Origin of the sequence: Sphingobacterium sp. UBA7253 (assembly GCF_002472745.1) — a bacterium.
GTDB lineage: Bacteria > Bacteroidota > Bacteroidia > Sphingobacteriales > Sphingobacteriaceae > Sphingobacterium > Sphingobacterium siyangense.
In genome coordinates this window covers 38436-61377 of the sequence record NZ_DKSP01000108.1, presented here as the reverse complement: position 1 = coordinate 61377, position 22942 = coordinate 38436, and the positions used below count along the sequence as shown (strand labels likewise).

23 protein-coding genes are annotated in these 22942 nt (G+C 39.0%); 12 read left to right on the top strand and 11 right to left on the bottom strand.

What is annotated here, in order from left to right; genetic code table 11:
* Both lpxD and B2X72_RS10640 read right to left on the bottom strand, forming a co-directional pair.
* A complete protein-coding gene (lpxD, locus tag B2X72_RS10645; RefSeq protein ID WP_075990787.1) occupies positions 1–1041 on the bottom strand; it encodes a UDP-3-O-(3-hydroxymyristoyl)glucosamine N-acyltransferase in 1041 nt (346 codons plus the stop codon).
* 33 nt (positions 1042–1074) lie between these two features.
* The gene (locus B2X72_RS10640) at positions 1075–2325 is read right to left on the bottom strand and encodes an HD domain-containing protein (protein ID WP_075990786.1); all 1251 of its coding nucleotides are present in this window, start codon (positions 2323–2325) and stop codon (positions 1075–1077) included.
* Between the two features lie 220 nt (positions 2326–2545).
* Here B2X72_RS10640 and B2X72_RS10635 point away from each other — a divergent pair, with 220 nt between their 5' ends.
* The 3 genes from B2X72_RS10635 to B2X72_RS10625 are packed head-to-tail and all read left to right on the top strand — an operon-like array spanning position 2546 to position 5585.
* Positions 2546–4099 carry a bifunctional response regulator/alkaline phosphatase family protein gene (locus tag B2X72_RS10635; RefSeq protein ID WP_075990785.1) on the top strand — a complete coding sequence of 518 codons (1554 nt, stop codon included), beginning with the start codon at positions 2546–2548 and terminating at the stop codon, positions 4097–4099.
* Positions 4100–4111: 12 nt separating this feature from the next.
* On the top strand, positions 4112–4522 hold the full coding sequence (tsaE, locus tag B2X72_RS10630; RefSeq protein ID WP_286732256.1) for a tRNA (adenosine(37)-N6)-threonylcarbamoyltransferase complex ATPase subunit type 1 TsaE: 411 nt from the start codon (positions 4112–4114) through the stop codon (positions 4520–4522).
* Positions 4523–4538: 16 nt separating this feature from the next.
* The gene (locus B2X72_RS10625) at positions 4539–5585 is read left to right on the top strand and encodes an ABC transporter ATP-binding protein (protein ID WP_286732254.1); all 1047 of its coding nucleotides are present in this window, start codon (positions 4539–4541) and stop codon (positions 5583–5585) included.
* 9 nt (positions 5586–5594) lie between these two features.
* Here B2X72_RS10625 and B2X72_RS10620 read toward each other — a convergent pair whose 3' ends face one another.
* Positions 5595–6446 (bottom strand): alpha/beta hydrolase, encoded by an 852-nt coding sequence (locus tag B2X72_RS10620; protein ID WP_286849557.1) that lies wholly within the window; start codon positions 6444–6446, stop codon positions 5595–5597.
* Positions 6447–6525: 79 nt separating this feature from the next.
* A complete protein-coding gene (locus B2X72_RS10615) occupies positions 6526–7737 on the bottom strand; it encodes an alanine dehydrogenase (RefSeq protein ID WP_075990781.1) in 1212 nt (403 codons plus the stop codon).
* Between the two features lie 85 nt (positions 7738–7822).
* On the opposite strand from B2X72_RS10615, the gene B2X72_RS10610 reads away from it, so the two are divergent.
* The 5 genes from B2X72_RS10610 to ytxJ all read left to right on the top strand — a co-directional run bounded on the left by B2X72_RS10610 (position 7823) and on the right by ytxJ (position 12489).
* Positions 7823–9796 carry a polysaccharide biosynthesis protein gene (locus tag B2X72_RS10610; RefSeq protein WP_349681397.1) on the top strand — a complete coding sequence of 658 codons (1974 nt, stop codon included), beginning with the start codon at positions 7823–7825 and terminating at the stop codon, positions 9794–9796.
* Between the two features lie 78 nt (positions 9797–9874).
* Positions 9875–10546, top strand: coding sequence for a tetratricopeptide repeat protein (locus B2X72_RS10605; RefSeq protein ID WP_286849555.1), 672 nt, complete (start codon positions 9875–9877; stop codon positions 10544–10546).
* A gap of 86 nt (positions 10547–10632) precedes the next feature.
* Positions 10633–11121: a 6,7-dimethyl-8-ribityllumazine synthase gene (ribH, locus tag B2X72_RS10600; protein WP_286849554.1), complete on the top strand. Its 489-nt coding sequence runs from the start codon at positions 10633–10635 to the stop codon at positions 11119–11121.
* 287 nt (positions 11122–11408) lie between these two features.
* A complete protein-coding gene (locus B2X72_RS10595) occupies positions 11409–12149 on the top strand; it encodes a hypothetical protein (RefSeq protein WP_145327259.1) in 741 nt (246 codons plus the stop codon).
* 1 nt (position 12150) lies between these two features.
* Complete coding sequence (ytxJ, locus tag B2X72_RS10590) at positions 12151–12489, top strand: bacillithiol system redox-active protein YtxJ (protein ID WP_201670052.1); 339 nt, start codon at positions 12151–12153, stop codon at positions 12487–12489.
* Between the two features lie 121 nt (positions 12490–12610).
* Here the strand turns inward: ytxJ and B2X72_RS10585 are convergent, their stop codons facing one another.
* Positions 12611–13636 (bottom strand): isoaspartyl peptidase/L-asparaginase family protein, encoded by a 1026-nt coding sequence (locus B2X72_RS10585; protein WP_286849553.1) that lies wholly within the window; start codon positions 13634–13636, stop codon positions 12611–12613.
* A 16-nt stretch (positions 13637–13652) separates the two neighbouring features.
* Positions 13653–14063 (bottom strand): RNA-binding S4 domain-containing protein, encoded by a 411-nt coding sequence (locus tag B2X72_RS10580; protein ID WP_145327262.1) that lies wholly within the window; start codon positions 14061–14063, stop codon positions 13653–13655.
* Positions 14064–14462: 399 nt separating this feature from the next.
* Here B2X72_RS10580 and B2X72_RS10575 point away from each other — a divergent pair, with 399 nt between their 5' ends.
* Genes B2X72_RS10575 through folP form a run of 4 tightly spaced genes read left to right on the top strand, consistent with a single transcriptional unit; the run spans position 14463 to position 17240 of the window.
* The gene (locus B2X72_RS10575; protein WP_075990775.1) at positions 14463–15281 is read left to right on the top strand and encodes a 2,3,4,5-tetrahydropyridine-2,6-dicarboxylate N-succinyltransferase; all 819 of its coding nucleotides are present in this window, start codon (positions 14463–14465) and stop codon (positions 15279–15281) included.
* Between the two features lie 24 nt (positions 15282–15305).
* The gene (locus B2X72_RS10570; RefSeq protein ID WP_088159989.1) at positions 15306–15884 is read left to right on the top strand and encodes an L-threonylcarbamoyladenylate synthase; all 579 of its coding nucleotides are present in this window, start codon (positions 15306–15308) and stop codon (positions 15882–15884) included.
* Between the two features lies 1 nt (position 15885).
* Positions 15886–16365, top strand: coding sequence for a DUF4920 domain-containing protein (locus B2X72_RS10565; RefSeq protein WP_145327265.1), 480 nt, complete (start codon positions 15886–15888; stop codon positions 16363–16365).
* Between the two features lie 32 nt (positions 16366–16397).
* On the top strand, positions 16398–17240 hold the full coding sequence (folP, locus tag B2X72_RS10560) for a dihydropteroate synthase (protein WP_286849551.1): 843 nt from the start codon (positions 16398–16400) through the stop codon (positions 17238–17240).
* A 7-nt stretch (positions 17241–17247) separates the two neighbouring features.
* On the opposite strand, the gene B2X72_RS10555 is transcribed toward folP, so the two are convergent.
* The 5 genes from B2X72_RS10555 to B2X72_RS10535 form a co-directional block, all read right to left on the bottom strand.
* Positions 17248–18270 (bottom strand): cytochrome-c peroxidase, encoded by a 1023-nt coding sequence (locus B2X72_RS10555; RefSeq protein ID WP_286849550.1) that lies wholly within the window; start codon positions 18268–18270, stop codon positions 17248–17250.
* A 148-nt stretch (positions 18271–18418) separates the two neighbouring features.
* Positions 18419–19267, bottom strand: coding sequence for an MbnP family protein (locus tag B2X72_RS10550; RefSeq protein WP_286849549.1), 849 nt, complete (start codon positions 19265–19267; stop codon positions 18419–18421).
* Positions 19268–19289: 22 nt separating this feature from the next.
* On the bottom strand, positions 19290–21278 hold the full coding sequence (locus tag B2X72_RS10545) for a TonB-dependent receptor plug domain-containing protein (RefSeq protein WP_286849547.1): 1989 nt from the start codon (positions 21276–21278) through the stop codon (positions 19290–19292).
* A gap of 5 nt (positions 21279–21283) precedes the next feature.
* On the bottom strand, positions 21284–22189 hold the full coding sequence (locus tag B2X72_RS10540; protein ID WP_286849545.1) for a hypothetical protein: 906 nt from the start codon (positions 22187–22189) through the stop codon (positions 21284–21286).
* A 413-nt stretch (positions 22190–22602) separates the two neighbouring features.
* Positions 22603–22942, bottom strand: a 340-nt coding sequence (locus tag B2X72_RS10535) for a hypothetical protein (protein WP_046674749.1), incomplete at its 5' end; no start/stop codon positions are given.

Genomic DNA, 22942 nt, shown 5'->3' with positions numbered 1-22942 from the left:
TTATTTCAATTTTTTTTCTACTAACTTTTCTAACTCTTGGATTCGTTTTTCCAACTCAGGAAGACGTGCAAAAATTACATTGGAGCGCAACTGCGGCTGGTAAGGCATCACTGGCGTACCGCCCCACTTTTTACCTTCTTCTTTAATCGATCTATTCACTCCTGATTGGGCTTGGATTTGAGATCCCTTTGCAACAACAATATGTCCAACGACACCAACCTGACCTCCTAAAACCACATGTTCTCCAATTTTTGAACTACCAGAAATACCTGTTTGCGCTGCGATTACGGTATTCTTTCCAATATCAACATTATGTGCAATTTGAATCAAATTATCCAACTTAACACCATCGCGCACTATTGTAGCGCCCATTGTTGCCCTATCGATTACAGTATTGGCGCCAATCTCGACATTATCCTCCACTTGCACATAACCAATCTGAGGTACTTTTTTATATGTTCCGTCTTCTTGTGGAGCAAATCCAAATCCATCCGATCCAATCACAACACCAGAATGTACTACCACATTTTTCCCAATCTTACAATCATGATAAATCTTTACGCCTGGGTAGAGTGTTGTATTATCGCCAATCGTAACTTTATCGCCAATATAGACTTGTGGGTAGATTTTCACGTTATCTCCAATGGAAGCCCCACGCCCAATATATACGAATGCACCAATATAACCTCCTTGGCCGATCTCCGCTTCAGCATGTATAAAATGTGGTTCCTCACGTCCGCTTTTGTCAAGACGAAACTCATTATACATATTCAAAATAGTAGAGAAAGCAGCATATGCATTCTTAACCCTTATGATCGTCAATGTTGGCTTAGTTGCCTGCGTCAATTGTAAATCTTCATTAACAATTACAATCGAGGCATCAGTAGTATAAATAAAATGCTCATATTTTGGATTTGACAAAAAAGAAAGATCGCCTTTTTTACCTTCCTCAATTTTGGCAAGGTTACCTACAGTAACTTCTGGATTTCCTTCAATCCGTCCTTCTAATAATGTCCCTATTTGTTGAGCAGTAAATTGCATGGTACAAATCTATGTTTTTTTATTAAAAAATAACTACTTGATGGAAGTAATTGCAACATATCCCACCTCTTTTGGATAACATAAGGCGTATTTAGCTACATTTTTCGACAGTGCTTCCAAATTACCTAGATCAGAAGCCTCCGTTATATCGACGAGCTCGCCCGATTTCAATAGTATTTTAATTTGATCCCTGGAAGAATTATAGGCCCGGTTTTGAATTTCTTGCATAAATACATAATAATGGATATCCTCTTGAGCCACCCCCATCTCAGCTTGTACTTTCGCCTTTACTAAATCAACATATTCTGGCAAGAATGGCTTATCACTCATGACAGATCGATATAGATTACGTTTCATAACACGTTGGCACATTGTACTTAAAATAGGATCCTCATGACGTTCCCATGTTTTTATGGCAGACATAATATCCGTATCATCTAAACGAGTAAACCAATCCAAATGTAACGGGTCATCCAAAAAGTTAGTTTTGTTGACCTGCTGGCTTAAAAACCAATGAAACGCCGGAGTAGAAAAGAGCTTATGGCCAGCAGCCGTCAAATATTTTGCCCGCTGCAGAATTTTAATCAATAACTGTTCCGCACCGATAACGGTCTTGTGTAAATAGACTTGCCAATACATCAACCGCCGCGCAATCAGAAATTTCTCTACAGAATAAAGTGCTTTATACTCCACCACTATTTCATCCTCCACCACATTGAGCATTTTTATAATCCGGTCAAATGAGATGACGCCTTCCGATACGCCTGTAAAAAAACTATCTCTATTGAGGTAGTCCATTCGATCAACATCCAATTGGCTCGACACCAATTGATGAAGAAATTTACGTTCGTATTTATTATTAAAGATTGTAATTGCAAGACTTAGTCTTCCACCCAGATCATTGTTGATTCGATCCATTAAAAGGGAAGACAATAGCTCATGAGAAACACCTTCAATCAAACTATGCTCCAAGGAATGTGAAAAAGGGCCGTGACCTATATCATGCAGCAATATTGCCGACAGAACAGCCTCCTCTTCATCCCCTGAAATTATAACACCTTTACTCCTCAAAGTTTCCAATGCCATCGACATCAAATGCATCGCTCCTATGGCGTGCTGAAAACGAGTATGCAAAGCTCCGGGATAGACGAGATGTGTCATGCTCACCTGCTTAATATAGCGGAGCCTTTGGAAATAAGGATGTTGCACTAGGTCAAAGACCAATCCTGTAGGAATAGCGACAAATCCATATACCGGATCATTAATAATTTTATTTTTGTTCAATGTGGAGACAAATTAATACGATCATCAACACTATAAATATGAAACCGAGCCCTTTAATCATGAACTCCTGGTTAACACTAGTATAAACTTAAAACAAAGATAGTTAGTTCATCGTTAAGAAATGTTAAAAATAAAATCTGAAGCACGATATTTGCTTATGTTAGTATGAGATCGAAAATCCGATCCTCCCCTCTACTACTAATAGACATATAATAACAAGATGCAAAAAACACATATTCTTTGGGCTGACGATGAAATTGACTTTCTAAAACCACACATTTTATTTTTAGAAAGCAAAGGTTACAAAGTTGACACAGTCAACAATGGAAATGATGCCGTTGAAGCCTTTAAAAATGGTTTTTTCCACCTCGTTTTCTTAGACGAAAATATGCCTGGGCTAACCGGGCTCGAAACACTTGCCATACTCAAATCGATCAACCCTACTGTCCCCGTTGTTCTGGTCACAAAAAATGAAGAAGAACATGTCATGGAAGATGCCATCGGCTCCAAAATAGATGATTATCTTATCAAGCCGGTCAACCCCAAGCAGATCTTGATGACAATAAAAAAATTAACGGAAAACAAACGTCTTGTCAATGAGAAAACATCCATGGCTTATCAACAAGACTTCCGCAATTTGGGGATGATCCTGAATGACAATCTGGATTTCAACCAATGGTCAGAAGTTTACAAAAAACTTGTCTACTGGGAATTGTCCCTCGAAAAGCTTGAAGATAACAATATGCATGAAATTCTGACGATGCAAAAATCCGAAGCAAACATGCAATTCTCCAAATTTATAGAAAACAACTATATCCAGTGGATTAATCGCCCCGAAAACGCGCCCATTCTATCACACCAGCTATTTAAGAAGAAGGTATTTCCGACCATAGAAGATGATATACCGACATTTTTCTTTTTAATAGACAATTTGCGTTTCGATCAATGGAAAATTATCAATGAGGTAATCACCGACTATTTTAGACTTGAGGAGGAGATAAACTATTACAGTATTTTACCAACAGCAACACAATATGCTAGAAATGCCATCTTTAGTGGATTAACTCCACTGGAAATGGAAAAACGCTTCCCGAAATTATGGCAAAACGATGAAGATGAAGGCGGCAAGAATTTATATGAGGATAAATTTTTGGAAGATCAGATCAAGCGACTTTATCGCAAGTCCATAAAACATTCCTACACGAAAATTTTGACCCTGGAACAAGGAAAAGACGTATTAGACAATCTCGGCAATTTGATGCACAATCAACTGAATGTATTGGTGTATAACTTTGTTGACATGCTTTCGCACGCACGTACAGACAGCTCTATGATTCGTGAATTAGCAAACGATGAAGCGGCTTATCGCTCCCTCACTTTGTCATGGTTTGAACACTCACCTCTATTGGAGGCTTTAAAATGGCTCTCACAAAAGAAAGTTCGTGTGATTATTACAACCGACCATGGCACGATCCGTGTAAAAAAGCCAAGTAAAATTGTTGGTGATCGAAATACAAATACAAATTTGAGATATAAGCAAGGGAAAAATCTGAACTATATTGACAAAGATGTTTTTGCTATCAAAAATCCCCACGAGGCACAGTTGCCTAAACTTCATGTTAGTTCAACATACGTCTTTGCCAAAGAAGATTCGTATTTTGTTTACCCCAACAACTACAATCAATTTGTCAATTACTTTAATGGAACATTCCAACATGGTGGAATCTCTTTGGAAGAAATGATTATCCCCTTTGCGACATACTTACCGAAATAGTAATTTTGCAACATGGAAATTATTGTAAATACGACAGCAGATCTATCTCAAGCGGCTCAGACACTTTTAAATAGTTTTCCAAAGGACCGGATTTTTCTATTATATGGTTCAATGGGAGCAGGAAAAACAACTTTTGTAAAATACCTGTGTAAACAATTAAATGTACAAGATAGTACATCTAGTCCAACATTCTCCATTGTTAATGAATATGAGTCTCCCGCAGGCCCCATATATCACTTTGATTTTTACCGCATTAAAGATGAGCAGGAGGCATTCGATTTTGGCTATGAGGAATATTTCTATTCAGGTGCATATTGCTTTGTTGAATGGCCGGAGAAAATCCCCAATTTACTTCCTGAAGAAGCAAAAGAGATACATATTAGCATCATAGATGCAACAACACGTAAAATTTCTATTCGTTAACTACCTTTTCTCTACTATGGCTCATTTATCATCTTGTCAATATATTCCATCTGATATCCATGTTCCCGGACTAGCTGCTATACACGCCGAGCACCTTAGCTTTTCCTTTCATGAGAACAATATGCAGTTTGCTGTTGAAAATAGTTCTTTCGATATCGATGAAGGAAAAATAACAGCAATCATTGGTGAATCTGGCAGTGGAAAAAGTACATTACTGCGACTTATCTACGGTCTTTTGGAACCAACTGGGGGCATTGTGCGCTATAAAGGTTGGCAGGTTCCAACGCGCAAGGACAAGCTAATCCCCGGACATGATGCCATGAAATTAGTCTCGCAAGGCTTTGACGATTTGAATACTTATGCCAATGTATGGGATAATGTTGCATCGCAGTTGCCAAACACAGATATCAAACGCAAACAAGACAAAACTGCGGAAATATTACAACGTCTACGGATAGATCACCTCGCTAAAAAAAGAGTAGCAGACATCAGTGGCGGAGAAAAACAACGTGTCGCCATCTGTCGTGCTTTGATCAACGAGCCTGAAGTTTTACTAATGGATGAACCCTTCAATCAGGTTGATGCCTCTTTTAGGGATACCTTGCAACAGGACATAAAAGATATTGTTAAAGAAACTGGGCTGACCGTCATTTTAGTTTCACACGATCCTACGGAAGTACTTGCTTTAGCAGATAACCTCATCGTGATGAAATCTGGTAAAATCCTAGATCAAAACAATCCACATGTATTGTATAGCAATCCATCGCACCCTTACACGGCGCAATTACTGGCAAAAAGCAATATATTACAAGTTGAGCAAGCTCAAAATTTAGGCATAACAAGCGAAAAACCAGTCGCGATACATCAAGAATGGATTTCAATAAGTCCTTCTGAGCAGTCTACTTTTTTTGTAAAAGATGTGCGATTCAGAGGTTTTTATTATGAAATCGTAGTCAGTAATAATGAGATTAACTTACATGCGATTATAACATCGCAAATAATTCCACAAAAACTACAGGCTGTCGATCTAACAATATCTCACTGGATATCTTTTGACCATTAATTGTATATCCTAGTCTTGTGTGTCTAGCCAAGATAAAAATGCGTCAAACCATAACTTGTCTGAGGTTTTGTTAATTAACCCAAAGCCGTGCCCCCCTTGCTCAAAGGTATAAAGCTTGTTGGGCACTTTTGACTTGTCCAAAGCTGCCATCATTCTATAGCTATTTTCTATTGGCACAGCCATATCGTCTTTGGCATGCACAAAGAAAACCGGACAAACCTCAGAAGATACCTGCAAATTGGAAGAAAACAGTTTGATTTGGTCTTCCGAAGGGTTTTCTCCAATGAGATTTATACGCGAACCTTTATGTGTTATATCATTTTCCATAGAGATTACTGGATAAATCAATCCTGCAAAATCAGGTCTTAGGGATACATGGGAAGGATTCGCTATATAATCTTTCTTAAACTTCGTAATTAAAGTGGAAGCCAGGTGCCCGCCAGCGGAAAATCCTATAACCCCAACCTTTCGAAGTCCGGGGTGCAACGTTCGGATCAATTGCATCGCCCGCTGGGCATCTTGAAGAGGTCCTATTGATTTGTCACGCATGATATTTGGTGAAGGCAATCGGTATTGTAAAACAAATGCTGAATAACCATTTTTTATCAGCTCTTTAGCAACGGCATGACCTTCATGATCCATTGCTATATGAGAATACCCACCTCCCGGAATAACTAGTACGGCGATATTTTTATCTATACTTTTATCTGCCATATATGCAAATAACTTTGGTACATTCTTTTCTAAATTTACCTGCTCTTTATCAGTCGCATTTGGAATGGAATCTGCATAAAGGTTGATTGTTTCCTGCGCCTTAACGAGAGAAATCAACGAACATAAAATCATAAAAATTCGTTTCATTAAAATGATATTTTAAAAGATAGCTCCAGACTACATATACTAGAAAAAACGAATCAAATATGAGCTGGATATCCATGGTTTATAAGGAAGAAACAACTAAAAGATCTAAATCTTTCGCCGTCATATTAAATCTTGAGGCCATGTCAACATTTGTAAGGTTTCCTTGGTATAAATAAATTGAACTCCGAATACCGGGATTCTTCCAAATTGCATTTTTCAGTCCCCCAAGTTCAGCAAAATCAAGCAAAATAGAAGTGAAGATATTGCTCATTGCATAAGTAGCTGTTCGCGCTACCCGAGACGCTATATTGGGAACACAATAGTGAATAACATCAAATTTACGAAAGATAGGTTTATCGTGAGAGGTCACCTCCGATGTTTCAAAATTACCTCCTTGATCAATGCTTACATCTATAATAACGGAATTGGGTTTCATTTTAGAAACAGTTTCTTCCGAAATCACACAAGCGGAACGTCCATTACGCGCTCGTAAAGCACCAATAACAACATCCGAACTGATCACGGCCTTGTTTAAAATAATCGGTTGTATAACGGAGGTAAAAACACGACTACCAAGATTATTTTGTAGGCGTCTAAGTTTATAAATCGAATTATCAAACACCTTTACCTCTGCTCCTAACGCCAAAGCCGTTCGGGCAGCCTGTTCACCAACGGTGCCCGCGCCAATAATAACGACTTCTGTGGAAGCTACGCCTGTCACACCACCGAGCATCAGTCCCTTCCCTCCAAATGCATTGCTCAGATACTCTCCCGCAATTAAGGTTGCCGTTGCCCCTACGATTTCGCTCATCGCACGCACCACTGCTAGGCAACCGCCCTCATCTCTTAAATATTCATAAGAAATTGCAGTGATTTTTTTATGCATTAACGCCTTTAGTACATCCAGGTTCATGAGTGAAGGTTGTTGAGAAGATAATAAAAGCTGCCTTTCTTTCATCAACTTCACTTCACTAAGGATAGGGCTACCAACTTTAATGATCAGATCTGCTTGGTACACCTCTTCCCGAGATGAAACGATACGAGCCCCCTGCTCACTATAATGATGATCTAAAAAATTGGCTCCAGCACCTGCTCCAGTCTCAATGATGACTTCGTGTCCATTTTCTACCAATAATGCAACCGCTAATGGCGTCAAGCAGATCCGCTTTTCCTGAAGCGAGATTTCCTTTGGAATGCCTATAAATAAACTTTTTGCATTCTTTTTCTTCTCAAACAGCATCTCTTTTGGAGAAATCATAGCCTGACTCGCAAGCTTTCCTAACTCATTCATCTTGTAAAATTGATAGTTAGCTAAAATTACAATAAAAAATCAATCTTATCAAACGAAGATAAATTTGGTTTGGCACGGCTTTGGAATGAAACAAATTTATCTACATTTGTTTAAACTAATCAGATATAGTACCATGCTCAGTAAAGTCAATATAGTGCCACGGTGGATCATTTTTTTATTGGACATCTTTAGTGTTTCCATCGCTTATCTCCTCGCAAATGTTATTTACTATGATTTTAACTTCGATTTTCTGCTCGACATTGATTTTAGCATTCGTTACATTTTATTTATAGCCATATGTTCTTTATCATTCTATCTCTTCAAGATGTATACTGGGATAGTTCGTTACACGAGCGCTATCGATTCAATACGTATATTATCAACGATAACATTTAGTGTTTTCGTTCTCCTGGTTATAAAATTAGTGATCCAAGCAAACGAGATAGAGCGAAACATTCCAACTGCACTCATTATCTTCTTTGCACTCTTCTCCTTTCTTATTTTAACCGTATATAGAACAATTATTAAAATTTTCTTTCTATACACCAAAAAAGTCAATGGATCCAGAAAAAAGACACTGATCTACGGTGCCGGTGACTTGGGAATTGCTGTAAAAAGAACTTTAGACCATGATGTACGATCCAAAAATGCTATTGTTGGATTCTTAGATGATAATGAACAAAAAATCAACAAGGTAATTGATGGGACCAAAATATATTCCTCGCAGAAGTTCAGCCATCTGATCAATACATTAAATGTTGAGGAGGTTATCATCGCTTCGCACAACATTCCTTCGGACCGTAAAAATGAAATTACAGATGTTGCGCTCGAAAAAAATGTCAACATATTAACGCTCCCTCCTGTTAAAAAGATCATGAATGGTGATCTTAACCCCAATCAGATCCAAAAAATAAAAATTGAAGATTTACTAGAAAGGGAGCCGATTAAGATTAACGACGATCACATCCTAAGCCAAACGAGAGGTAAAAGAATCTTAGTTACTGGGGCAGCAGGCTCCATAGGTAGTGAGATTGCATCCCAATTGGGAAAATACGAGCCTCAGATGATTATCCTTTGTGACCAAGCGGAGTCCCCGTTACACAATCTCCAACTTGACCTTCAAGATGAATTTCCAAATCAAGTTTATCATACTTATATAGCAGACGTCCGAAGTACAAAAAGGATGCAATTACTTTTTGATACTTTCAAGCCGCATTATGTATATCATGCGGCAGCATACAAACATGTGCCAATGATGGAAAACCATCCTTTGGAAGCGGTACAGACCAATGTCATGGGGACTAAGAATCTAGCTGATTTAGCCGTGGAATTTCAAGTTGAAAAATTTGTTTTTGTCTCTACCGATAAAGCTGTCAACCCCACTAATATCATGGGAGCGACAAAGCGTATCGCAGAAATCTATGTACAATCGTTAAACAATCATTTGGAAAATTCCTTAGGGGCAACTGTGCACACCAAATTTATCACAACCCGCTTTGGCAATGTCTTAGGCTCCAATGGATCAGTTATCCCTCGATTCAGAGATCAGATTCAAAAAGGTGGTCCTGTAACAGTTACGCATCCAGAAATTACGCGGTATTTTATGACCATTCCCGAAGCATGTCGACTAGTCCTTGAAGCTGGAACAATGGGACAAGGTGGCGAAATTTTTGTATTTGATATGGGTAAATCTGTAAAAATAGTTGAGTTAGCTAAAAAAATGATTCGTCTTTCAGGATTTAAACCGAATGAAGATATTGAAATAAAATTCACTGGATTAAGACCTGGTGAAAAACTATATGAGGAGTTATTAAATGATTTGGAGAATACCTTGCCGACGCACCACGAAAAGATCATGATCGCCAAAGTCAGAGAAAATAATTATGATATTGTAAGTATAAAAATCGAAGAATTACAACAGCGTTTAGCGACACAAAACAAAAACGAAGTGGTGTATCAAATGAAAATTATTGTACCTGAATTCAAAAGTAAAAATTCCATCTACGAACAGCTAGACAAGGAAATTGAACTATCGAATGAGTCGGAAAACCAAAGTTAATTCACTTTAAAATTTGCAAAACACTTGCAAATTTGCTCGAAAAGTGTATTTTTGCAATCCATATTTTACTGATTAGTAATGTCTAAAAACACAAATAATACAAATCAAGGTTTCAAACCTTCAAAAGGATCTTTTTTTCAAGATAACCAAAAAAGTGTCGTGTTCATTTTAGGTGGTATCGTTGTATTGATCTTACTTTATTTTGGATATCAAAAGCTTTATCTAGATCCAAGAGCAGAAGAAGCTTCGAACCGTATGTACAAAGCAGAACAGCTTGCCACAATTGATTCTTTACAAAATAAAGCAATCACGGGCGACGGTGCTTTTCTTGGATTTAAACAAATTGCGGATGAATATTCCAATACAAAATCGGCAAATATTGCAAACGCCTATTTAGGTGGTTTATATTTACGTCAAGGTAAATTCGAAGATGCTGTGAAGGCTCTTGAAAAATATGCTCCAACAGGAAGCCAAATTCTAGATCCGCTCGTAATTGGTCTCACTGGAGATGCTTATTCAGAGTTAAAAGACTACAAAAAAGCCGCTGATTACTACAAGCAAGCTTCTGAAAAATCAAGCAACTCGTATACAACTCCGCTCTTTTTGAAAAAACTAGGACTTGTATATGAAGCACAAAATGACTATAAAAGTGCTGAGACTGCTTACAAGAAGATTAAAACAGATTTCCCAGAGAGCCAAGAAGCTTCTACAATTGATGGTTTATTAGGCCGTGTACAAGCACATTTATAAGAGAATAAATAAAAGTATAATAAAAAGAGGCTATTTGATAGCCTCTTTTTTTGTGACCATCTAAAATCACTATCTTTGTTACTATTATGGCAAGTAGCATTAAAAATTTATCCGACTTTTCGCACATCCAGGTTGCGGATGCAAGTCCATTCAAATTTGCAATCGTTGTTGCACAATGGAATGCAGAAATTACAGGTGCATTATTGAATGGTGCAATAAAGGGCTTGGAAGAGCATGGCGCTAAGGAAAACAATATCCAAGTCATAGAGGTTCCTGGAAGTTTCGAGTTAATTTCAGGAGCAGACCTCGCATTCAGAAATCAGGGTTTTGACGCTATTATCTGTTTAGGTTGCGTCATTCAGGGTGAGACCAGACACTTCGATTTTATCTGCGATGCAGTTGCAAATGGCATTGCCAATGTAGGGCTCAAATATAATAAACCAGCTGTTTTTGGCGTATTAACAACTGACAACCTTCAGCAAGCATTGGATCGTGCCGGAGGGAAACATGGTAATAAAGGTGAAGAAGCTGCTATTACAGCAATACAAATGGCTCATATTGCCAAAAAATTCTAGTTTGGTATTAATTTTGCCTACCATTCAATGATGAAAAGTATTACTGAGCACGACTTATTACTCAGGTACTTATATTTTAAACAAATCGATTAATAAAATATTCAGTTATCTTATTAATCGATTTTTATTTTTTCACTAGAATAAATTGTTATTGAATTGTCTTGATTGTAGTGTAAATCGGTTATACAACAGTCGGTAGTTTTATAGACAATGACGCAATGATGAAGTTGCATAGGATCAATTTTGATACGAATTACTTGATGATTGTTTCTTTAAAAAATAGGATTATGAAAACATTATCGAATGTACTCTTGGTCGTTATACTGACGTTATTTTGTCAGTTGGATCTAGTGGCACAAGACGATAGTCTAAACAAGCAGATTTGGCAAAGTATCGGTGGCCAGGAAAAATGGGATTCTTTGCAGTTTTTGGCTTTCTCAGCAAAGGGAAATACCATCTCAGACCAGTTGTCAAACGACGAACGAAAGTTCCTGTTCAATAGAACAACTGGAGCATGTCGATTTGATGGCTATAAGGGAACGGATCAGGTGACCTACCTGTTTAATTTTAAAAACCCAGGGTCAGACAAACTCTTTATTGGAGGGAATTTATCTACAGATGGGCCAGAGCTCAAGAAATCAATTAAAAATCAGCTATTTTCGGATCTCAATCTACTACTTTTGCCTACCTTGATCGGACAGAAGAATGTGCAGCTGAAAAGCCAGAAGGAAAGTTTCAGTGCTGGACAGAAATTAACGATAGCAAATATCAGCTCGTCAGCCCCTATCTTTGGTTCAAAGATTGATGGTTTGCTTTATATTGATCAAAATACTGGTGAGATTGTGCGTTACGAATACACAGATAAGGGCGAAAAAAACACTTATGAAGTGAGCAAATATAAGGAGATTGGCGACGGGATACGTTTACCCAGTTTCTTCAATTCCACAAGCAATGACCAAAAGAGTTGTATATTCTCCTCTATTTCATCTTTTGTACAGGTAGAACAGAAAAAATTTACAGAACTATAATATGATTAATTGGATAGAATTAAATACAGAAGAACAGCTACAGGAGCTTTATCAATCCGATAAAGTTGTAGCCATCTTTAAACATAGCACGACTTGTGGTATTAGCAATATGGCTAAGCGTAGTCTTGAGCGTATGTCTGCTACTTCAGACCATGATTATGCGATTTATCTTTTAGACCTTTTGCGTTACCGCCCACTATCGAATGAGATTGCCCAACGTTGGAATGTAGAACATCAATCACCTCAAATACTGATTGTTGAAGGAAAAGACAGTTTATATGACGCTTCACATGGTGATATCCAATTTGATGAGATAGAACAATACCTAACGGCAATTTGACATAATAGGCCATAACTGCTATTCAATAAAAATAGTTAGCATAAAATATCCCAAGCGATCTTCAACATGTATTGTATTGATCACTTGGGATATTTTATGAAGCTGAAAACAGCTGAATTGGCTACTTATAAATTTCTACTGTTATTTTACCGTCTTTAGTCACCGTACCCCGATACATGCCGGCGGTATTAAAAGGCATAGCAACATGTCCATTTTTATCCAATGCGATCATGCCGCCATTACCGCCCATTTCACCAATCCGATCGATTACTTGCCTGCTCGCTTGATCAACACGTTCACCTTTATATTCCATTAAAGCCGACACCGAATATGCCGCCACGGTGCGGATGTAATATTCACCCCATCCAGTGCAGGAAACAGCACAGGTATTATTGTTCGCATACGTTCCAGCTCCAATAATTGGCGAATCTCCGACCCGCCCAAACTTCTTGTTTGTCATCCCTCCCGTGGACGTGCCCGCTGCCAAGTTACCTGCCTTATCTAATGCAACACACCCTACTGTACCGAATTTAGCATCTTTATTGATGATGCCTAAGCGTGAGCTTTGTTTTTGATCGTGATCTAGTTGTGTTCGTGTACTGTCATCCTTGCTCACTTTCTGCAGAGCTTCCCAACGTGCTTCCGTCCAAAAATAAGAAGGGTCTACAATGGTCAATCCCACTTGCTTCGCAAACTCTTCGGCACCTTTACCCACCATCATAACATGCTCAGATTTTTCCATCACCGCCTTGGCTGCCGAGATTGGATTTCTGATCGTCGTCACTCCTGCAACGGCGCCTGCGGCCAAGGATTTACCTTCCATGATGGAGGCATCCAGTTCGTTATGTCCGTCATGTGTAAAAACCGCTCCTTTCCCTGCATTAAACAAGGGTGAGTCTTCCATAACATGGATAGCAGATTCGACGGCTTCCAAACTGGATTTACCTTCTTGCAACTTTTGATAGCCCATACGAAGCGCTTGCTCCAAGACGATCCTATAAGCTTGCTCCATCGAATCTGTCATATTCTTTTTCAAGATCGTCCCCGCTCCACCATGGATCGCCAAAACAAATTCACCCTCCGTCATGGCTACAGGTTTTTTATACGATTTACAGGAAATTGCCAACAGGCTTCCCACAATTATCATGGCGCATATCTTGAGGTTATTCATCTTCCTTCTCCCACCATTCTGAAGATTGTAAATCATCTATCTCACGACGGTCTTTTTTCGTAGGGCGCCCTGTACCGCGGTCGCGTTTTAGGACAGGAGCATGAAATACGGATTTAAACCCTACAGTTTCTTCAACAGGTGTTTGATCCTCGTAGAATTGAATAGCAGTCTTGGCGTCAACACGACGTTCCAAAAGACCTGTCACCATCACCACTTTTTTCTCAATTCCCTTTTGGACATGGTATACATCTCCGATCTTAACTTCATAAGAGGGTTTTATATTTTGGCCTTTTAGTTTCACCCGACCTGCCTTACAGGCCTCTGTTGCCAAAGTTCTTGTCTTAAATAAGCGAATTGACCACAAATATTTATCAATTCTCAATTTTTCTGATGTTCCAGCCATAATACAAAAATAATTATATTTTTAGAACCATTATAACCAAAAGCAATTATGGAAAATTCCTATTAAACTGAGTACAATTATTAAAACGTCTTTCATCCGTTCGCCGGAAGAGTTTAAGAGCTAATTGCGGACAAGTTGTCATCAAATCCATACCAACTCCTGACTGCAAGCGGGTTGTTAAAACAATGTCTGTAGCGTGAATGCACCTTAAAAAGGTGGACTCAACGTGGACTCACTGTGCACACACTGTGGTTGGAGTCAGAAGTTGATCATAATTTGGTAGGCTGTTGTTATCAGGAAAGTCTATTGCAAGGAACAATGGATAAAGTTGTTTTTAAGTCCAACTTTATCTAAGTTTGTACATCAAAATAAACTAATTCAAATAAGAAAATAAATAATATGGTAGAGCCACTTAAAAAACTGATTGAGGAAGCTTGGGAAGATAGGCAATTATTAGAATATAAAGAATATACAGAAGCCATCCGCGCTGTTATCATGAAATTAGATAGCGGTGAAATCCGCGTCGCTGAAATGATCGGTACAAGATGGCACGTCAATGACTGGATCAAGAAAGCTGTTATTTTATATTTTCCAATCAATGATATGCGCGAAATGACTGCAGGTCCTTTTGTGTTTCATGATAAAATGAAATTAAAGACAGACTACAAGCACACTGGAGTACGTGTTGTACCAGGGGCTTCTGCTCGTTTAGGTGCATATTTGGCTAAAGGAGTGATTATGATGCCTTCTTACGTTAACATCGGTGCTTATGTAGACGAAGGTACCATGGTGGATACTTGGGCAACTGTTGGATCTTGTGCACAAATTGGTAAACATGTACATTTAAGTGGCGGCGTCGGAATTGGTGGCGTATTAGAGCCCGTACAAGCAGCTCCAGTTATTATTGAGGACAATGTTTTTATAGGTTCAAGAGCGATTGTAGTTGAAGGTATTCGTGTAGAAAAAGAGGCTGTATTGGGTGCTAATGTCGTATTGACAGCGTCAACAAAAATCATCGACGTTACGGGACCTCAACCAGTAGAATATAAAGGTTATGTACCTGCCCGCTCTGTTGTTATCCCGGGTTCTTACACCAAAAAATTTGCGGCAGGGGAATATCAAGTTCCTTGCGCTTTGATCATTGGTCAACGTAAAGAGTCTACGGACAAAAAGACTTCGTTGAATGATGCACTACGTGATCATAATGTAGCTGTATAAAGTTAAAACTAGTATAAAGATAAGATGAGTGCATTCGTAGATCGTGAGGATTTGAATAAGGCCTTGGAGACGTTAAAAAACGGCGGATTAATTCTATACCCCACCGACACCATTTGGGGGATCGGTTGTGATGCCACCAATCCTGATGCCGTGGAGAAAGTTTTCCAGCTGAAAGGAAGAGATAAATCCAAAAGTCTGATCGTCCTTTTACACAACGACAATCAATTGGCAAGTTATGTAAATGAAATCCCGGATGTGGCTTATCAACTTATTGAATACACTGAAAAACCCTTGACAATTGTCTATTCGAATGCCAAAAATCTTGCGCCCAATGCGATTGCTGAGGACGGTTCAATTGGCATTCGAATTGTCAAGCACCCTTTTTGTGAACAACTTTTACAACGGTTTCGCAAACCGATAATTTCAACTTCAGCAAATATCAGTGGTGAACCAACGGCGAAAGATTTTGATGAAATATCTGATGCCATCAAAGATGGGGTAGATTATATTGTCGCCTATGACAGAGACGTAACAACAGATGGGAAATCATCTACTGTCATGAAGCTGGACCCAAGTGGTAAATTTGAATTTATTAGAAAATAGCATGAAAAAGATCGTTTTATTTTTTGCATTAGCATTTGCTGTTACCAATTTATCTTTCGCACAGCAAAAGGATATTCCCGCCGCCAAGCCTGGTGTAAAATATGGCAAAGAAATCTCTGCATCCAATGCGATTTCAGTGGCAAAGCTTGAAAAAGAACTCACGCAAAAGAACGCATTCAACGGAAAGGTGACAGGCAAGGTCGTTGAGGTATGTAAGAAAAAAGGCTGTTTCATGACCCTGCAACGGGAAGGCGAAGAGCCGATTACCGTCCGTTTTAAAGACTACGGATTCTTCATGCCAGCAGACATTGTCGGCAAAACGGTTGTTGTCGAGGGTATCGCAAAGAAAAAGGAAGTTTCTGTAGCATCGTTACAACATGCGGCAAAGGATCTTGGTAAATCACAGTCTGAAATAGACCAGATTACACAACCTAAAAAAGATATTAGCATTATTGCTGACGGTGTTTTGGTTGTCAAATAAGACGCTCTCACACCAAACCTAGCATTGTTCTGATGAAAAGATTCCACACTTCACCCTGTCACTCCATACTGGTCGATGGTACCTTAATGACCTTCGAAAAGCCCATTATTATGGGGATACTCAATGTGACTCCAGATTCTTTTTATGACGGAGGTGACAATACAACCGTCGAACTTGCGGTAGAGAAAGCAAAGAAGCTATTGCTTGAAGGTGCTCAAATTCTTGATATTGGCGCATATTCCTCACGTCCGGGCGCTCCATTAATTTCATCTCAGGAGGAAATGGATCGAGCTCTTCCCGCTATTCGAGCAATTAAAACTGCATTTCCTGACGCTATTTTATCAATAGATACCTTTAGGGCAGACGTTGCTGCTGCTGCAATCGATGCGGGAGTGCACATCATAAATGATGTTTCGGGAGGTACACTCGATGATAACATGTTCGCCACGGTAGCAAAATATCAAGTTCCTTATATTCTCATGCATATGCGCGGTATTCCCGAAAATATGCAGGAAAAAACAGATTATACAGATATTGTAACTGACGTAGCCACCTTTTTAGGTGACCGCATTGCGACACTAAGAAGTATGGGGGTGAAAGACATTATTCTTGATCCAGGATTTGGTTTTGCAAAGACAGTCGAACAGAACTATGAGTTGCTCTATCGTGTCAATGAACTTCACTACTTCGAATTACCAATTTTGGGCGGAATATCCCGTAAATCTATGATTTATAAAAAAATCGGAATCACCGCCCAAGAAGCTTTAAATGGCACCACCGCTTTAAATACCTTACTTCTCGAAAGAGGGGTACAAATTCTCCGCGTACATGATGTGAAAGAAGCGAAACAATTGCTTGATCTCTTCTATTCATAAATCAGCATTATTTGCCTACAAATTTGGGATCACTTAATGTTTTAATAAAAGCTATGATAGCTTCTTTTTCGTCTTCTGTCATCGGAATTCTTTTGCCATTTTCTTTAAGAATCGGATCAAAGTTAGCTGCATCCAAAACACCTTTGTCAAAATAATCCAGGACAGATTTCAACGTTGGGAACTGCCCAAAACTTCCATAAGGCGCTGTATATTCCGCATTTCTTAAAGAAGGTACCCGAAAAGCCATATAGTCCGTTTCAATACCTGTGATACGTGCTCGCCCGGCCTCATCTGGATGTTTATTTAAAGGAAACCCTACATTTCTAAAACTCTGATCGGTAAATAATTCTGTTGCATGGCAGCTTTCACATTTCAACTTAAACAGCTGATACCCCCGTTCTTCCTCAATCGTGAATTGTTCCCCTTCACCTCGTTTTACCTGATCATATTTACTGTCGGCCGAAATTAAAGTATACTCATATTGGGCAATGCTTTTATAAATTCGTTCCGGTGTAATATTCTCATCGCCAAAAGCCTTCTTGAACAATACTTTGTAGTCAAAATCCCCATTAATTTTACCGATAACCTCCAGAATAGAGGAGTTCATCTCCTCATGCGTGATAATTGGCACTAAAGGTTGCTTTTCCAGTTCAAGTATATTGCCATCCCAATTATAAAATTTCATAAAAGCCAAATTCTGCAAAGGTGGAGTGTTCCGAAATCCGACACGATCATCTATACCCACTGCCTGCATCTTTCCATCGGAAAAAGCCAATGAGGGATTATGGCAACTGGCACATGATATCGTATTATTTCCACTGAATCTTTTTTCATGAAATAGCTTTTCACCCAATTCAACACCATACTTTGTTGGCTTATTGCTATTAAATGCATTATTCAGACTCGGAAAATCCGCAGGAATATTGAACGTGACTGTTGGATTGTCTTCCTGCGTAAATTCAATGATATCATCCCTACTACAGGATAAAGCAATCACTATAACTGTCAGGATTAAGATGACTTTTTTCATCCTTTTATTTTTATCAATGGCTGATGAATATTCAGAATGCACATTCGAAAGTCATGGTACAATCAGATGGCGTTCTTTTGTTTATGCATAACGTATTTTCAGCAAATGGCTACAACCTCATTCAAGATCATAGCCATTTACGTAATATTTAATTAGAAACACTCTCAACAGTGAACATTCCAGCTGTATCGCTGCTACCGTTACCGCCAAGATTATCAACAAATTTGACCATTTCGACTGCCGAATGAATACTAGGCACAGCATTGTTGGCACCCAGTGTGATGGTATTCGTTTTTCCGCTTAAGAGCTTATCGAAATCCGCCCTGATATTAATCTGTGGTACACTTTTTCCAACAGTAACTAAGGAAGGTAAATTCAACGTAATATCCCGATAAGCATCTACCCCCTGTTTATAAGTGGATTCATCACCATTTGTTCCGTTGATCGTACTTCCTGTGTGAATAGACAACTCTTTATGATCAGCACCATAAAAGCCTTCCAATTTCGTAAATCGGTAACCTGTCCCCCATTCCCAGTGCATTTTGGTGTCATTAGCCCCTGCTGTTGCATAGAAAACTGGGAATCTCAGTTGATCCAACGTATTTATTTCCTGTTTTACCCCCAAACCGAATTTGATCTGTTTATAATCTCCAACAGGTATATTACTCAGCACATAATTTAAAGTTGCCGCTTTCGCCTGATCAATCACTGCAGCCCCTTTATCCAGATCATTTACATTATAAGGGATTTCAGATCCATCGGCTTTAATAAGCCTGATATTGCTAATTACATACTTCAGTTCAGAAAACTGATGCAGTTGTCCACTGGCTGATGTATTTGTCGAGGCAGCTGGTGAATCTGCATTACCCAGCACAATTGTTGTATTTTTAAATGTATTGTTGAAATGTAAGTTAACACTGTTGGCGACATCTTCACTTTTGCTACAAGAAACCATAACCAAAGAAATCATCAGGAGTTTAATTGCATTTTTTTTCATTTTATTCTAAGTTTTAAGGTATTTAAAAATTGATTTTTAAGGATGTAAAAATATTCCTACCCATGCGTGGTATATTTCCCCAATCTGCATAGGTACTATAGTATTCATTGAAGAGGTTCTCCGCACCGACCTGAAACATTGCATTCAATTTTCCAATAGTGAAGGTATAGTCTGCCGAAACATTCCATATCTTATAGGATGCAGTTTGGTCCTCTCCGTATTCAGGGCTAAAATTGACCTGGCTAAAGTCCCCGTTCATTGAAGTTTGCACACCGATCATTTTGTATCGGTAATGCAGTGATGTTTGATAACTTAAGGGACGTATAAAAGGCAGGTTTCCGCCCATATTGTCTTGCCCTCTGGCATAGGTAAGTACGACTTTCCAATCTAGACCTGGCAAAACTTGATATTGCGCATTGAGTGCCAGATTAAACAGAGTCGCATGATCTAAAGAGGTATAGCCTTTCACGCCTACCGATTGATAGTTCATCGGGCTACCCAAACTCAAAATCCGGCCAATAATGTAGTCTTGGATAAAGAAATAATTGGCCTTGGCCCCAATGCTTAACTTTCCGGTCTTAAACCCGGCACTGGCATTGGCTTCATAAGAAACTTCATTTTTTAAATCCGGATTTCCGATATAGTCATACCGATCGAAACTATTGTAAATGTAATAACCATACGCCTCCGAGACAGAAGGAGCACGATGCCCAAACCCTGTTCCTAGGGAAAAGTCAAACTGACCAATATTTAACTGATAGCTAGCATGTAGGCTCGGAAGAATTCTATTTTTCTTCTGTGGAGAACCAGGATGGAAAATCCAGTTGAATTCAACGTATTTCGAATAGTTATAGTTCAAACCCAATGAACCTCCAAAGACAAGTCTACTGATATCAGAAAGATCTAACGAGTTATTAATGGCTACACTCGCAAAACGGGTGGTTACCCATGGCCAGCTATAGGCAAACATGGTCTGTTTGGATCGATCCTGCGGATACATGCGCATCTCAGCTATCGAGAGGTTATCGTAAGCATTTACCTGTATTTCCGAATAATAGTGATCTTTCTGCAGATTAATTTTAGATAAAAGACCATAGGTCGTACTCCAGCCTGGCATATCCATATGAACCAAATTTTCCGGACGGGTCGTATCATCCATATAGTGCTCAACTGCATTAAAATAAACTTTGGTGTCCCATACTTTTACCAAGCCCTCTTCAAACAACTGTTTGTATGCAGCGGAAGTGATAATCGCTCTGGATAAGGATAAGTCCATTGGCAAAGCAGGAAATCCCACATCTTTTGCGCGATCAAAAATAGCATCAACCCTAACAGCAGAAAGCGGACTTGTTTTATAGGCCAAGCCCAACGACGCATTGAATTTATTATATTGCGAATGCCGTACTTCATCGTCATTTCCATCGTAATAATTTCCAGCCTTCCGAAAGGCAATACTTCCATCTGCCACAAATTTGTCACTTGAGTAATATAAATTCCCAAGATTGAAAGTCTGCTTATTATTGAATTCAAAACCTGTCTGATAGGCTCCGCCAATTTTTTTCTGCAGGCCAAACGCGGTATTCCTTTTTTTTAGATCTATACTGCCAGCGACCGTAGCACCATGCAGATTACCTTCCTGCCCCGATTTAATATCTATCGCAGCAAGGTTATTACTTTCTACATACGAGGTTATCGGGTCCATTTTATCCGTACATGCTCCAAAGACATGCATCCCATCGATCGTAATTGTCGAACGCTCGCTACTCATATTATTGAGCAGGGGTTCCCAAGCATAGGCACCACGTTTTATGAAGCTGATATTACTTGCAGAAGCCAAATATTCATCTACGGAGACTGTCATCTTCAGATCGTTTTCAATCCTCTTTTTGGCAGCTGCATTGACTGTAACCTCGGCTAGACGTCTCGTTGTATCGCGGGTAACAGGATTGTTTTGTCCGTGTACGTTCCATCCCAAAGACAACATAAAGAGCATAACACTTATTTTCTTCATAGCCTCTAAAATAGAATGTCGATGTATAACTCACTTTTACGCCCTTCTACCCCCGGAGTGAAATCCTTCGGCACCTCAGTCCCTGCTATTGCCCTTCCATTTTGGTTGACCAAAATAAAATTCAGCGTCCAGTTGCCTGTCATGGTGTAATTGACAACACCTTGGTACAATCCGTTGGCCTGTTGGACCAAGTCCTTATTATTGGGGGAAGAATGGTTGCCCATCGAAGGTTCTGGCATACGCGGATCTAACTGCAAGGTGTATCCGTTGACTCTTGTATAAGACAATTGCACAGTGTCTAATTTATAAATACCTGCGACCAGATTATTTTCAGCAACATTTGGTTTCCAAGGAGCAATCAAGGCGATTAAATAGTGTTCGCCATCTTTCCCGGTAAAGGTGGTTATATTACGATTTTTATTGGTCTGCGGCATTACAGTTACATGCTGTGCAGCAGAGAAAGTCTGATCGCCAATTTTAAAATCGATTTCCAAACTCCAGTTTGCTGCTGCAGAACTTTCATCTGTAAACACACTGTAACCCGAAAAGTAGCTCCCATCCAACGTATGGTCCATTACGGACTGGTTTGGACAAACAATTTTCATTCCTTGCATATTGGTTTGGATGGGCAGCAATTTGACTGCGGAAACGGCTACAGGTTCATTATTTTGCTGCTTATTGATTTTCACGCGGATATCATTATAACCGCGGTACAATACCCCGCCCGGGGCTTCAATATGAATATTGTACCCTGAAGAAATAAGGCTTGTAACCTCTTTAAACTCCATATTCTCTGCCACAGTATTTCCCCGCTCTGCCTCATAGTCTGTTTTCTCCTTTGTACAAGCAATTAGGAGAAAGGATATAATCGCGATATAAAAAACCACTTTTTTTATAAATAAATCTCTCATCTATAATTTTTCATTTGTTAGGAAGCTATCCGATTTATTGCGTGAGCTCCGGAACTCACGCAATAAATCAAAATGATATCCTATTGTGACGAACGGATATATTTCATCGTAATAGATGCGCTCCATTCAACTTCTAGCGAAATGAAACCATCATACTGATATTAAACAGATTATTAGCTATTATCAATATTCAAATGATTCGGATCCACACCGCGATGTAGCCCAAATAATGAGGAGGGTTTCATTGAAATAAATAGTTATTGAATAAATAGCTTAACCGAAAGATCGATTTTATGGACAAAGCATCACTAAAAGCAGTTTCACAGCGAAATTATAACGCGAAGGAAATCTTAGCATACCTTGTAATCCATCGTCAGTGATCGACTACTAATCAAATAAATTATTAACTGGATTTAAACCAAAGGGGGGTGAAATATTGTAAAAATGGGATTATAGGAATAATCTTCTTTATATACTGGAAGCAGGCGCTCCACAGTATCTTCATAAAGAGCCGTGTTTTTAAAAGTAAAATCTTGCGTATTATTTATAAAAACGACATCAATAATACGTAATTCAAGATTTTTTTGTTCCTTTTCCTCATGCTCGCGCATTTTCTTCATCAAAATACACTGGCCTCGACAGGCAAGCGCATTATCGTTAAAACGATTGATACATTCGTAACGTGCGATATAATCTCGATTCAACTCGAAGACTGTCCATAGCCATACCGTTGAGAAGCTCTGCAGGAGCATC

Bases quoted from the DNA above. Each gene is read 5' to 3' on its own strand.
- B2X72_RS10545 (WP_286849547.1), bottom strand. From the start codon at position 21,278: ATGAAGAAAATAAGTGTTATGCTCTTTATGTTGTCTTTGGGATGGAAC.
- B2X72_RS10585 (WP_286849553.1), bottom strand. From the start codon at position 13,636: ATGATAATTGTGGGAAGCCTGTTGGCAATTTCCTGTAAATCGTATAAA.
- B2X72_RS10625 (WP_286732254.1), top strand. From the start codon at position 4,539: ATGGCTCATTTATCATCTTGTCAATATATTCCATCTGATATCCATGTT.
- B2X72_RS10595 (WP_145327259.1), top strand. From the start codon at position 11,409: ATGAAAACATTATCGAATGTACTCTTGGTCGTTATACTGACGTTATTT.
- B2X72_RS10580 (WP_145327262.1), bottom strand. From the start codon at position 14,063: ATGGCTGGAACATCAGAAAAATTGAGAATTGATAAATATTTGTGGTCA.
- lpxD (WP_075990787.1), bottom strand. From the start codon at position 1,041: ATGCAATTTACTGCTCAACAAATAGGGACATTATTAGAAGGACGGATT.
- ytxJ (WP_201670052.1), top strand. From the start codon at position 12,151: ATGATTAATTGGATAGAATTAAATACAGAAGAACAGCTACAGGAGCTT.
- B2X72_RS10605 (WP_286849555.1), top strand. From the start codon at position 9,875: ATGTCTAAAAACACAAATAATACAAATCAAGGTTTCAAACCTTCAAAA.
- B2X72_RS10610 (WP_349681397.1), top strand. From the start codon at position 7,823: ATGAAACAAATTTATCTACATTTGTTTAAACTAATCAGATATAGTACC.
- folP (WP_286849551.1), top strand. From the start codon at position 16,398: ATGAAAAGATTCCACACTTCACCCTGTCACTCCATACTGGTCGATGGT.
- B2X72_RS10565 (WP_145327265.1), top strand. From the start codon at position 15,886: ATGAAAAAGATCGTTTTATTTTTTGCATTAGCATTTGCTGTTACCAAT.
- ribH (WP_286849554.1), top strand. From the start codon at position 10,633: ATGGCAAGTAGCATTAAAAATTTATCCGACTTTTCGCACATCCAGGTT.
- B2X72_RS10635 (WP_075990785.1), top strand. From the start codon at position 2,546: ATGCAAAAAACACATATTCTTTGGGCTGACGATGAAATTGACTTTCTA.
- B2X72_RS10620 (WP_286849557.1), bottom strand. From the start codon at position 6,446: ATGAAACGAATTTTTATGATTTTATGTTCGTTGATTTCTCTCGTTAAG.
- B2X72_RS10615 (WP_075990781.1), bottom strand. From the start codon at position 7,737: ATGAATGAGTTAGGAAAGCTTGCGAGTCAGGCTATGATTTCTCCAAAA.
- B2X72_RS10570 (WP_088159989.1), top strand. From the start codon at position 15,306: ATGAGTGCATTCGTAGATCGTGAGGATTTGAATAAGGCCTTGGAGACG.
- B2X72_RS10555 (WP_286849550.1), bottom strand. From the start codon at position 18,270: ATGAAAAAAGTCATCTTAATCCTGACAGTTATAGTGATTGCTTTATCC.
- B2X72_RS10575 (WP_075990775.1), top strand. From the start codon at position 14,463: ATGGTAGAGCCACTTAAAAAACTGATTGAGGAAGCTTGGGAAGATAGG.
- B2X72_RS10540 (WP_286849545.1), bottom strand. From the start codon at position 22,189: ATGAGAGATTTATTTATAAAAAAAGTGGTTTTTTATATCGCGATTATA.
- tsaE (WP_286732256.1), top strand. From the start codon at position 4,112: ATGGAAATTATTGTAAATACGACAGCAGATCTATCTCAAGCGGCTCAG.
- B2X72_RS10550 (WP_286849549.1), bottom strand. From the start codon at position 19,267: ATGAAAAAAAATGCAATTAAACTCCTGATGATTTCTTTGGTTATGGTT.